The sequence below is a fragment of the Streptomyces sp. NPDC057877 genome (genome assembly GCF_042796855.1).
Lineage (GTDB): Bacteria > Actinomycetota > Actinomycetes > Streptomycetales > Streptomycetaceae > Streptomyces.
Genome location: NZ_JBHVMS010000003.1, coordinates 769,681 through 781,771 on the forward strand (window position 1 = coordinate 769,681; position 12,091 = coordinate 781,771).

The 12,091-nt window shown below is 71.0% G+C and carries 8 protein-coding genes; 3 read left to right on the top strand and 5 right to left on the bottom strand.

Annotated features, from left to right (window positions below):
• The first annotated feature begins 310 nt into the window (after positions 1 to 310).
• The 3 genes from ACFVQG_RS11350 to ACFVQG_RS11360 all read left to right on the top strand — a co-directional run bounded on the left by ACFVQG_RS11350 (position 311) and on the right by ACFVQG_RS11360 (position 3,862).
• Positions 311 to 1,237 (top strand): DUF2637 domain-containing protein, encoded by a 927-nt coding sequence (locus tag ACFVQG_RS11350; RefSeq protein WP_383379598.1) that lies wholly within the window; start codon positions 311 to 313, stop codon positions 1,235 to 1,237.
• A gap of 346 nt (positions 1,238 to 1,583) precedes the next feature.
• A complete protein-coding gene (locus tag ACFVQG_RS11355) occupies positions 1,584 to 2,153 on the top strand; it encodes a MobC family plasmid mobilization relaxosome protein (RefSeq protein ID WP_383379601.1) in 570 nt (189 codons plus the stop codon).
• On the top strand, positions 2,150 to 3,862 hold the full coding sequence (locus ACFVQG_RS11360; RefSeq protein ID WP_383379604.1) for a relaxase/mobilization nuclease domain-containing protein: 1,713 nt from the start codon (positions 2,150 to 2,152) through the stop codon (positions 3,860 to 3,862). The genes ACFVQG_RS11355 and ACFVQG_RS11360 overlap by 4 nt, the downstream gene beginning before the upstream one ends.
• Before the next feature lie 6 nt (positions 3,863 to 3,868).
• Here the strand turns inward: ACFVQG_RS11360 and ACFVQG_RS11365 are convergent, their stop codons facing one another.
• From ACFVQG_RS11365 to ACFVQG_RS11385, 5 genes are all read right to left on the bottom strand, one after another.
• Entirely contained in the window at positions 3,869 to 5,002 is a 1,134-nt protein-coding gene (locus ACFVQG_RS11365; protein ID WP_383379606.1) for a hypothetical protein, read from the bottom strand.
• 88 nt (positions 5,003 to 5,090) lie between these two features.
• A complete protein-coding gene (fxlM, locus tag ACFVQG_RS11370) occupies positions 5,091 to 7,172 on the bottom strand; it encodes a methyltransferase, FxLD system (protein ID WP_383379609.1) in 2,082 nt (693 codons plus the stop codon).
• A 21-nt stretch (positions 7,173 to 7,193) separates the two neighbouring features.
• Complete coding sequence (locus tag ACFVQG_RS11375) at positions 7,194 to 8,468, bottom strand: lanthionine synthetase C family protein (protein WP_383379613.1); 1,275 nt, start codon at positions 8,466 to 8,468, stop codon at positions 7,194 to 7,196.
• Positions 8,465 to 11,419, bottom strand: a complete 2,955-nt coding sequence (locus ACFVQG_RS11380; RefSeq protein WP_383379615.1) for a lantibiotic dehydratase — start codon at positions 11,417 to 11,419, stop codon at positions 8,465 to 8,467. The genes ACFVQG_RS11375 and ACFVQG_RS11380 overlap by 4 nt, the downstream gene beginning before the upstream one ends.
• Positions 11,420 to 11,637: 218 nt before the next feature.
• Positions 11,638 to 11,817, bottom strand: a complete 180-nt coding sequence (locus ACFVQG_RS11385) for an FxLD family lanthipeptide (RefSeq protein WP_383379619.1) — start codon at positions 11,815 to 11,817, stop codon at positions 11,638 to 11,640.
• Between the last annotated feature and the right edge of the window lie 274 nt (positions 11,818 to 12,091).

Sequence of the window (12,091 nt, forward strand, 5' to 3'; positions counted from 1 at the left end):
AAGACGCCGCCCTCATCCGTCTTGCGCCGTCCCCCGCCGTCCTGCCGTATCACCGCAGGTCACAGCCCCGCCCGCTGGGACGGACGATGCAACGCCTCTGTCCCGACTCGGGACACGGTCCATCCGCAACCAAGCTCTGCAGGACGCCCCTGCGTCGTGTTCCGACTCGGAACACGACGCAGGCGGCACCCGCCAGGACGGAGGGCCGAGGCGGTTGCCGTACCTGCTCTGACCTGCGCTTGCAACGGTCAAGACGACAAAGACGCACCACACCACTACCCCAGGAGTACCTCGCTTGAGGATCCCTCTCATGTCTCGTAGCCCAGACCGTCCGCCGCGGGATGATCAGCCCGGTCTGGAGCAGCCGGCGAAGGCGAAGCTGACTGCGGAGCAGTACGTGCTCCGTGCGGCCGGCATCGTCATCGTGGCCCTGACCGCAGGTGCGTTCTGGCTCTCCTACGCACACCTGGCCGAGGTCGCAGCCCAGCATGGACTCCGTGACTCGCCGACCCGCCGATGGGCGTGGCCCGCGACGCTGGACGCGTTCATCGTCGCGGGCGAGCTGCTCATGCTCCGTGCGGGCCTGCGCCGCGTCACCGACAAATGGGCCATCAGCGTCACCGCCGTCGGATCGGTCGGCTCCATCGGGCTCAACGTGGCCGGGGTGACGGGCACGCGCGAAGTCGGCAGCGTGCCGCTGCTCGACTACGTGGTCGCCGCGGTTCCCCCGGCCGCCGCGATGGTGGCCTTCGGCGTTCTGATGCGGCAGATCCACGAACTCGTCGCACAGCCTGCTGTCGACCATTCGGCCCCCGATTCAGCGCAGGTGCCGCAACCACCGGCCACCCCATCCGTCCACCCCGCCGAGGCGCCGGCCACCGCAGTCGGCCCGTCTGCCGAGGCTCCGGCCGAGGGCGTCCGGCCTGCCGACCTACTGGTTCAGCCCGGTCGGATCACTGAGCCGCCGACCGCCACATCCGTCCAGCCGCCGGAATCGCCCGCCGATGCCGCAGCAGGCAAGCCGCGCGGTGGGCGTCCGCCCGGCGCCCCGCTTGAGGTACTCGTGGAGATCGGCCGGGCCGCAGCCGCTGAGCAGGGCAAGCTCACTCGGACAGTCGTCCGAACGGCAGTTGAGGACAAAGGGCTGACGATCGGCAGCAAGCGGCTGACCGACGTGATGGACATCCTCCGGGCCGAACCCGAAGCCCCAGCCGAGACCGACCGGCCCGCCGACTGACCGGAACCGCCACCGGGTGACCGGAACCCTTCCGGTCACCCGGCCCGCCAGCCACCGCCCCGCGCAACGCGCGAGCGTCCACACCTGTGGACGAGGCGGCAGCCGCCCGAAACTCCGGCTGATCTCCGCGGTGACCTGCGCGCCCTCCCACCCCTTCTCCGGAGAACCGTCCATGACGCACGACGCCCACCAGCCCGACGACGCCCCCTACGAGCCTTTGCCGCTGACGAAGTCCCCTACGCTGATGAGCCGTCTGCGGCGGGCGTTTGGACGGGGTGCCCCGGGCGGAGCCAGTAGTACCCCGAGTCCGACTCAAGGCCGGACTTCGGGGGGCTCCGCCCCGGGGGTGGCGGAGGAGGCCCAGCGCCAGGGGGCGCCAGGCCAGGACGTCGGGGCCGAGGGCGGCTCCGACGAGGACACGCTCCACACCGTCCAGCGCGAGACCCTGCGCCCCGTACGTGCCACCGACACCGCTGAGGCGGTCGGCGGTGAGCCTGTCGTGAAGAGCGTCCAGCCCACGATCCGCCGCTTCACCGGCACCAAACGCGTCGTCCGCGTCGGCCCCTTGCGCTTCACCGGCGACGAACACACGCGGCTCCAAGACGCGGCAGCCGAGCACGGTTACAAGGGTGACTCCGGTTTCGCCGCCGACATCGTCCTCGCCTTCATCACCGGCCGGTTCACCGCCAACCTGCCCCTGTCCGAGGACCGCCGCCGCACGCACATCTTCCGCGCCCAGGTGCTGCGCCAGCTCAACCGGATCGGCGTCAACGTCAACCAGATCGCCCGCGCCCTCAACAGCGACCACACCCCACCCGAGATCCGCCAGCACCTGACCGAACTCCACGACCTGCTGGAGCTGATCGCCCAGGCCCTGCGCCAGCCCACCGACCCGGAGACCGAGGCAGCCGCGTGATCGCCGCAATCAAACCGGCCGGATCCAACACCCGCGGCCTGCTCGCCTACCTCTACGGCCCCGGCGACCACGACGAGCACCTCGACCCGCACATCGTCGCGGGATTCGCGATGCTCGGCATGCCCGACCCAGGCCGAGACGAGAACGCCACCCTCACCGAACTCGCCCGCTACCTCGACCAGCCCGTGCGCCTGCGCAACAGCGAGTTCGGACGCAAGGTCACCGACCACGTCTGGCACTGCCCTGTGCGCGCCGCCCCCGAGGACCGCTACCTCTCCGACACCGAGTGGGGCGACATCGCCCAGCGCATCGTCCAGGCGGCTGGCATCGCCCCTGCAGGCGATGACCTGGCCTGCCGCTGGATCGCCGTCCGCCACGCCGACGACCACATCCATATCCTGGCCACCACAGTCCGCGAAGGCGGCCGGCGCCCCAAACTCCACGACAGCGGCATCCGCGTCGGCGACGCCTGCCGCGAGATCGAAAAGGACTACGGGCTGCGCCGCCTGAAGAAGGGCGACCGGACAGGCGCCCGCCGCCCCACCCAGGCCGAGATGCACAAGGCCGAACGCCTCGGCTGGGAACAGCCCAGCCCCGAGTGGCTCCAGGACCGCATCCGAGCCGCCAGCCCGCACGCGACCAACGCCGAGGAATTCATCGCCTACCTCGAAGCCAGCGGCGTCGAGGTCCAGGTCCGGCGCGGCCCGTCAGGCGACCTCCTCGGCTACGCCGCCGGCCGCCCCGGCGACCTCAACGAGGCCGGCGAGCAGATCTACCACCCCGGAAGCAAGATCGCCCCCGACCTCTCCCTGCCCAAGATCAAGGCCCGTCTCGAATCCAGCCGCCCCGAAGAACACCCCACCGCCCGCCGCAACCACCCCAGCACCCCCTGGCACGAAGCGACCGACGCTCTTGACACCCTCCACGGCGACCTCGCCGACGACACCCACGCCCAGGCCCACATCACCGCCCTCGGCGAACTGCTCGAAGCTACCGCCCAGAAGGCACCCGCCAGCCTGCGCACCGAACTCCACGCCGCCTCCAAGGCGTTCGCCCGAGCCCAGCGCTCCCAGATCCGAGCCGAAGACCGCGCCGCCCACGCCCTGCGCAGCGCGGCCCGCGACATCGTCCACACCGCCACCGGCCCCGACGGCAGCGCACTAGCAGCCATGGTCGCAGCCCTCGTCTGGGCCACCATCGTCGCCAGGCGCTGGCACGAAGCGAAGAACCACGCCCACCAGGCCGACGCCGCCCGACAGGCCGTCCAGCACCTCCAGATGGCCGCCGACCGCGCCCTCGCCCCGACACTCGCCGAACTCACAGCCCGACCGCCCAGGGAGCAAACCCGCCGCGTTCTCGCGAACGACGTACGAGCAGCCGTCCCCGACCACGCCGAGCGCATCCTCACCGACCCGGCCTGGCCCGCGCTCGCCACTGTCCTCGCCGACGCCGAAGCCCGTGGCCATCAACCCCACCAGCTCCTCAAGGAGGCCGCTGCTCAGCGCGAGTTGACCACCGCCCGCCAACCGGCCCGAGTGCTGATCACCCGTATCCAGCACACCGGCCGGAACCCGGCCCCGAACCGCCGCGCTGAAGCTGCCCGCCGATGCTCGACCATCACACCCTCGGTCCGCGTCCAGCAGATCCATAACGGTCAGCTTCCGTCGGCGACGACGCCTGCCGAACAGCAGCACCGACGGCGCCGTTAGGCACCGTCAGAGCCGCAGGGGTTGCGTTCCTCCGGGATCGGAGGAACGTGCGAGGCTTTCCCGGATCACGCGGTCGCTGGCGCGCAGAGCCTCCGTCAGTTCTCCTCGCAGCTCGTTCGGGAGGGTCCCTGAGCCAAGGGCGCAGGCGCGTACCAGCGCGCGACAGTCCTGCACTTGCCGGTCCGTGGCGGTCTCGGTGAACAGAGGATGAGCCAAGCTCTCGCGAGCCGCATAGCCGTCTTCGGCGTCTGTCGTCCTGCGGTGGAGGTCCTCGACGATGCGGTGCGCGGCGAGCGCCTCGGCGGAACCGATCGCGTCGAGGACCGTCAGTCCGAGCCGGGTGTCGAAGACGATCATCCCGGGTTCGGCCTTCCGTCCGGAGTAGACCGTCACCATGTCCGCCAGGTGCCCGTCGATCGGCTGCCCGGCGTGGCGGCGGCATAGGACGCTCAGGCATGTCGTGACGGCTTGTTCCCATGGGTCGCCGGGCATCGTGTCGGCAAGGAGGGCAGCGGCCCACGCGGTGTCACCCGCAACGAGAGCGGCGAGGACGGCGACCTGCCGACCGTCGAGCATCCGCTTTCCGATGCCATGGTGGGCTTCGATGTGTGCCAGCGCTTCGGCCCATCGCCCCTCGGTGGTGAGGGTGCGTGTGCCGTCTGCGAGGAGGACGCGCCACAGCCACGCGCGAACCTCCTGCCGGTCTTCGCCGGTCGCAGTGAGGCTCGCGGGTACGGTGACGGGCTCGAACCAGGCGGCTGCGCCCGCCTCGACAGCCTTGTACAGGTTGAGGAGTCGCTGCCGACCCTCATCGGCGTGACCGGCGCGGATCTGGAGGCGAGCGAGGTTGACGACCGGTTCCAGTCCTCGGATCGCGCCCATGCCGGGCAGGGGGCAGGCATGAAGGTAGGCGGCGGCGTGCTGGTGGCACATCTCGCGGGCGAGGTCGGGGAGGTCGAGGTCGGAGGCGATGAGCGCGGCTTGGTTGTAGACGGCCGATGCGAGCCCCTGGTCGGTCTCTTTCACCGCGGTGTCGGCCAGGTCGACGAGTGCGCGTACGCGTTCAGGCAGGGGCAGGCAGGCGGGTCGGAATCGGGCGACGAGCGGGAAGCGCTGGGCTGTGGAGCCGTGTGGGTCCATGGATCCCCCTTGTCGAGAGTGAGGAATGCTGAGGCGGCGGTGCCCGTCAGCCATGTGTCGACGGGCACCGTCCGCTACACGTGGGGCGTCACTCCCAGTCGACGACGATGCAGTTCAGCGGGGTGTCGAGAGCGAAGAGGCCGGGGCGCCGCTCGATGCTGGGGGCGTCGAGGGGCTGGATTTCGAACGTGGCTTCGCGGCTGCGGTATTCGCGGTCCCAGGTGCGGATGGCGTCGGCGACCTTCGCGGCCAGTTCGTCGCTGCCGGGACCGTGGCCGATGACGCCGAACTCCCAGAGCTTGCCGCCCTCGGGGGTCCTCTTCTCCGACAGCCGCCGCGCCAGGTAGGTGACGGCGCCCTTGTCGACGACGGCGGTCGACGAGGGATAGGGATCCTCGGTGAGCAGAGTGCCCTTGGCGCCCTGAGGGAACAGCATCCGGATCAGGCCGGAGGGGAGGGAGCAGGTGAGGAACAGTTCCATCCACTCTGGCGATTCCATGGCGCGGACCGTCACGCCGGTCCACTCCTCGGTGCGCGGCTGGTCGAGTACGCCTGCGAGGGCGTCGGCGTCGATGTTGAGTCCGGCGGGGGCCTGGAGCCGTACGGTGCCGTCCGTGCTGAGCGGGATTACTCGGCGGTCGTCGTCGGCGATGCCCCGCCGAAGCGGCATAAAGGTGTTCATCTCGCTGCCGAGGGAGACCCATCGGCCGTCGCGCTGCTCGTAGGCAATGGAGCGGGACACCGTGCCCTTGAGGCGCTGGGGGACGAGGAGCCGCCCGCCGGGGGCGAGTTGTTGCAGCCAGGCGTGCGGTACGCCGTGCGCGCCGACCGTGGCGATGATCCGGTCGTACGGCGCTGCCTCGGCGTAGCCGAGTGCTCCGTCGCGGGTCACTGCCTGGACGTTGGTGATCCCGGCGGCGGCGAGGTGCGCACGGGCTCCTTCCACGAGGTCGTCGTCGACGTCGAGGGTGGTCACGTGTCCGCTCTCGCCGACCAGGTGGGCGAGCAGGCCGGAGTTGTAGCCGGTGCCGGCGCCGAGTTCGAGGATGCGCTCGCCGGGCTGGGCGTCGAGCTGGTCCAGCATGAGGGCGACGACGCCCGGCTGGGAGGCACAGGAGATGGACGTGCCGTCGGTGTCGTACTTGATGTGCACCGGTGCGTTGGCGTAGGCGTCTTCGAGTGACGCGTCGGGCACGAACACGTGGCGGGGCACGGTCCGCAACGCGGTCTCGACGGCGGGCGTGCGGGCGTGTCCGTCCGCGCGGAGCTGGTCGACCAGGGCGTTGCGGAGGCGCTCGGCGTCCGCCGTGGGCGTGGTGATCGTGTCGGTGTTCACCGCGCTGACGCTATCGGCGTCGGCCGTTGCCTCGGTGGGCGACTCGGTGTGGTCACTCGTTCCCATGACTACCTCTCGTGCGATGTGGGACAGGGCGCTCTGGTCGTCCCGGAGGAGACCGGCGCGGTTGGCGTGGAAGATCACGTGGTGGGCGATGACGGCTCGCAGGCCGCGGGTGAGGGCGCCGCGGGCTGCGAGGTCGGCGAGCGTGGCACCGGCCCGTTCGAAGGCGGTCGCCCATTCCTCGTGAGCGTGGAGTGGGCCACCCGGGCGACAGAGGCTGCGGGCGTCGGCGGTCATGAGCTTGTGCATGGCCGGAGCCAATTCGATGGCTCGTTCGGGCGGTTGTGGAGCGATGGCCGGTCGAAGGGCCGCGACCTTCGCCCATACGTCGCCCTGTTCGAACCAGTCGAGTCCAGCGCCGCGCATCATGACGCTCGCCAGCAGGACGGCGGTCTCCCGGCGTCCCAAGTGCTTCGAGCTCGGCTGGTAGGTGAGCAGGTGGCGGGAGTCGCTGTGGAAGAGTTCGTGGGCTGCGTCCATGGCCTCCGGGCCGCCGAATGCGTCAGTCTCGGGCTCGTAGACGCAGGGCAGGCACGACACGGCCACGCCGTCGCCGATGAGATCGCTCAGGTGCGACTCGATGGCTGGTGAGGGCTTGTCCGCGAGGTAACGCAGCGGCCAGGGCTGCTTGTTCATGAACCACCAGTCGGTGAGCTGCCCGTCGGCCTCTGCCTCGATCAGGGTGGGGCCGAGGCGTTCGGCGATGGTGCGCTGGGCGCTCTCGCGGTCGACGAAGGTGATGTTGTGCTGCTGCCAGCGGTCGGGAGGCATTGAGGTCCTTCGGTCGGTGGATCAGGCGATGAGGAGGCATGCGTCCCAGGGGGACCGGGGTGGTGCGGCGGTGCTGGGCGCGAGGAGGGCCAGGGCTATGCCGGCGGCGCCGTCGAGTAGGCCGGGGCCGCTTTCCTCCTCGTGGATGAGCGCCGTGGCCATGAGTTCGGGGTCGGTGCCTGGTGGGATGACCGCAGTCAGGAGGGCCGGGATCGCGGCGCGGAGTTTCTCTGCGGTCGAGGGGCGGGCGTCGTCGGCCGTACGCGCGGCGACGTGGGCGAGGCCGGAGAACCCGTGGCAGAGGCCGTTGTCCGCCGTGGCCTTCAGCTGCTCGGGATCAGTGAGGGCGGCCACGAGCGCGTACTCCGCGGCAATCTGGCGGCGGGTGTCGCCGAGGGCAAGCGCGGCAAGTTGCTGGGCGCGCGCAAGGCCGGCGGTGCCGTAGCACCAGGACGGCCGCCGGGGCGCGGACGGGGAGAGACGCCCGCTTCGCAGCTCGCCCTGAGTGACCCAGTACGGCCAGACCGGTCCGCCGTTAGCCTCCTCCTTCCAGCGGTCCAGCCAGGTCAGGATGGTATGCAGTGCTGCGTGGTGCCCGTCGGTGACGGAGCCGTTCCGAGCGGCGATGGCCAGGAGCGCGAGGACGCCGCCGATGCCGTGGGCCATGCCGGTGTTGGCGTGTCCGCCGGGGAATCGGTCGTCCGGGCTGCCCGAGGGCCCGGTCTCCGTCCACCAGCCCGGAAGGGTCTCGCCGTGGTGGGTGATCGGTTCGGTGAGGCGTACGCAGTAGTCGAGAACGGCGCGCGTCGTGGAGCTGCCGGGGTTTCGGCGCAGTAGGTAGGCGCCGTATCCGGTGAGGCCCCGGATGGCGTCGAACTCGGCGAGCTGCGGCAGGCGTCCGGCGTCGATGCGGCGGTGTGCGGCGTCGAGACGGCGTCCGACGTCGACTGCGATCTGTCCGTCCAATGCGTCGAGGGCGCGCTGGTAGGAGCCGGGAAGGTGGTCGGCCGCGCAGGTCAGGGCGTGGGCGAACGCGGGCACTCCGTAGAAGGGGTGGCTGTCCGGGCCGCTGGTGAGCGGCTGCCGGGAGGCGGCGGCGAGCCAGTCGTGGGCGCGGTGCCACGGACCGAGGCCGTTCGCGGCCAACTCGATGTGCAGGAGCGCGATGCCGGGTGGCCCGTAAGCAAGATGCTGGCGGTCCGAGCACAGCGTCCTGGAGCCGTGAGGCATGGTCTTGGGGTCGGCGAGCCGGGCGGCGATGGCGTCGACCAGGCCGAGCGTGGGGTGCGCGTTCACGAGGCCCTCCCCTTGGTGCGGGCGGTCCAGGCCAGGGCGGCGGCGCGCGCCAGGTAGAGGCACACCTCTTCCTCCGGGAAGTTCACGGCGACGTGGCGCACGAAGTGGACGTGCAGCAGGGATGTCAGGACGTCGTCGACGGCGATGCCCTGGGTGTCCGGGCCGGGAAGGTGCGGCCGGTACGTGGCGAGTGCCGCTTCCCGGTCGACCCATCCGGACACGATGGCGTCTCCGCCAGGGACACTGCGCAAGGCCGACCAGTCGTCGCTCGGGTCGGCGAGCCGTACTGCCTCGGTGAACTGCGGGCGCGGAACGGGCACGGGTGCGGTCGGCGAGACATGGTCGATCAGCCACCGCATCCCGGCCTCGGTGGTGCCGAGAAACGCTGAAGCGATGGCGACCGTGTGGGCCGCCACCAGCGTGCGCTGACTGGGGCGCTGTGGCTGCGCGAGCTGGGCCAGGACGGCGCGCGAGTCCGCCCGGAACACCTCCTCGGCCGCCTCCCATGCGGCGCCGGAGCCCCAGCGGCCCATCTCGCGGTAGGAGGTGGGATAGCGCAGATCGGCCAGCAGGCCGATGCTTCGTAGCTCGTCGGCCCAGGCGCTCACCGTTCGGGCCGTGTCGGCGAAGGCTTGCGCGTCGGGGAGGGCGATGCGTACGCGGAGGTGCTGGTCCGGGTCGCGGAAGCGGATGAACCACCACGGCGGGTTGCCAAGCCGTTCGAGGAGGCCGGGCAAATGCCGGGAGACCAAGATGCCTTGGCGGCGGGGGTCGCCGTACAGGGCGGCCAGAAGAACTGAGGAAGCGGCAGGCGTCTGCATCTGGGTCGAAGACAGGGCACGGGCCCGGCTGGGGGCCGGCAGTGGCGGCCATACCGACGGCCCGGTTGCTTTGAGGGGCACCACGACCTCGTGGGCTCGCCCTCCGCACCAGCCGTACGCCTCTCGTTCCGGGGCCTCGACGAGTACGGCCAGGCGCGAATGGTCGAGGTGCCGACGCAGGAGTGCACGGTGGCTGGCCTCGTCGAGGTCGAGGAAGAGGTGCCGGTCGTCCTCTACGAGGTAAACGGGGCGCGGCAGCCTCCGCCGGGCACGCCAGTCGCTGAGCGCGGCGTCCCACTCGGCCCGAAGGCGGGCTTGGCCGGGCAGTTCGGACGCTTGCAGCCGCCAGCGCGCCGGGGCCAGCACGGTCCGGCCGTACCGCAGACGTGGAAGGAACGGCATCGCCGCTGCGGCGCCCCAGTCGAAGACTGTGACCTGCGCGCACTGGGCGCGGGACAGTTCGGTGAGGAACCGCACGAGCGGCGGCGTGTGGGTGCGCAGGTTCAGCGCGTGCATTCCGACGGCCTCCACGCGGTGGCCCCGCTCGGGGACGGCGAGGTACATGCGGCGGCCGTCGCACCCCACAGCCAAGTCCTCCGGGGTGAGGACGGTGTCCTGCGGGGTGCGGTGCTCCTGAAGGCTGATCACGGTGGGGAGAACCTGTGGGGAGCGGGTGACGTGGGCGCTCTCGGGGAGCAGGGGCGGGAAAGAGAGCTGTGCGGGCATGGTGTTGCCGTCTGCGGCCGGGAGGTCGGCAAGCTCGGCGGCCAGAGCCTCCCGGTCGGCGAGGGCCAGGACGCTGAGGAACCGGCCCGTGGAAACGCCGACACCACGGGACACGTTCACGACCTCGAGCCGGAACCGCCCGCGCTGCAACTCCTCCAGGCTGACCGCATGCACCCGCACCCCGATCTCCAAGTGCGGCGGCAGCCGAGGCTCGTCAGGCCCCACGTCCAGGGCCTCAATCTGTTCGTCCGTGAGGAGCACTTCGTCACGGCCGTCGAGCGCAGCGGCCTGGGCCAGCCGTATAAGGACGTCATCCCGAGCGGAGCCGCGGGGCCTGCGTGGGCTGGCCGGAGCGGCCGGGTAGCCGTCGGGATAGCCGGTGCCGCTGTCCGCGACGACTTCCGCGAGCGGGACCATCGTGCCGATGCCGTACCGCTCGTAGAACCGCTGGTGGTACTCGTTCCAGGCTGCGGTCCCGTACGGGCGGCTGCTCAAGCGGGTCAGGATAAGAGCGGCGCGCTCGATCTCTCGGGCGACCGCTTCCGGCAGAACGATCTGCGCGTCCAGGCGGAGGTCAAGCGCGACGGGGTGGCGACGCAGGCCCGGGACGAGGTCTCGCATCCTCGCCGCGACGCTGTCCCGGCCGCCGTGCGTGGCGCACATCTCCAGGCCCGCCCGGACCGCGTGGAGTTCGCGTACGGTCTCCGCGACCGGGGCGAGACTTCCAGCGTCGATCACGTCGAGCTGGCTCACCAGATACCCGAGGGCATCGGTCTCGGTGCTCGGAGCGTGCAGGCCCGTGATCAGCACCCGCCGCCGGATCAGTTCCGCCAGCAGTTGACGCGCCTTCTCGGGACTGGCCTCGGGGAACTCCGCCTGGAGCTTTTCCACGAGGGTGCCGAACCGGATCGGTAGTCGGCCCGCGGCAAGGACGGCGCGCACCGGTTCGGTCAGGGTCAAGGACGCCTCGACCGCGCGAGTGCGGTCGTCCTGGACGTCGGGCTGGAACGGCACGACGAGCCGGTCTCCCCGGTACGTCACGGTGTTGTTGACGACAACGGGTAGCCGTTCGAGGAGGTCTGGGCACGACTCCAGCCGTTCAACCACGGCAGCCAGCCACTCTGCCCCCGCGCGGCCGACGGCCACGTGCTCCTCGCTCCAGTCGGCCCGGGCCTGCAGGCCGAACTCGGCGGTGGCCACGCCGGCGAACAGGCCGAAGGGTGTCGCCCGATGCTGGGCCCGCAGGAGGTAGCGGGCTACGGACATCGCTGCGCGCTGCACATCACGGAGGGCGGGATGCTCAGCCGTGCACAGGGCCCGTACCTGCGCGGCCAGGACAGGGCTGGAGTGCCGGAGTGCTTCGGCGACGTCCTTGTTCGCCCAGGCCGCGCGTAGCCACGCCACGCGGGCAGATGAACCGCTGGGCGAGCGGTCATCGAGGTCAGGGCATGGCGGGAACGGCAGCGAGGGCCGGGCCACGGCGCGCACCAGAGCGGCGGAACCGGTGCGGAACGCTGCAGGCGAAGCAACCACCAAGTACCTCCGTAGGTGAGGGGGCGGGGGGGCTGGTGCCGCCGCGCGGAGACGCGGCGGCACCAGGCCGGGGTGACCGGGGGTCCAGGTCAAGCGACGTTGGTGGTGCAGGCGCCGCAGGTGGACCCGCAGTTGTCGTCGGTCAGGTTGACCAAGCCCGCCGGGTCGGCGATCTCGACGAGCGAGACGTCCAGGTCGAAGCCGCCGGATGCCCCAGGGATGTGCGGGCGTACTTCGGTGCGGCTGGGAACTACGGTGCTGCGCGTCATGCTTCAACTCCTTGTAATCGTTGTGGTGTTACTGGGCTGGAGCGCCCCCCAGGTACCGTCACGGGAGCGTTGCCAGACGGCTGCTCCCAGGACGGCTCCTGGCCGCCCAGCACGAGGGGACGTGCTCCGCGTAGGAAAGTCCTTGCGGTCGCCTGCCTCACGCCGGGAAGTCGTGTGCCGTGAGTCCGATCAAGCGGATGCCGGCCGCCGCTCCATGAAGTAGGCGAGTGCCTGGGCCTTGAGACGATCGAGGCACGGCTCGCACGCGTAGAAG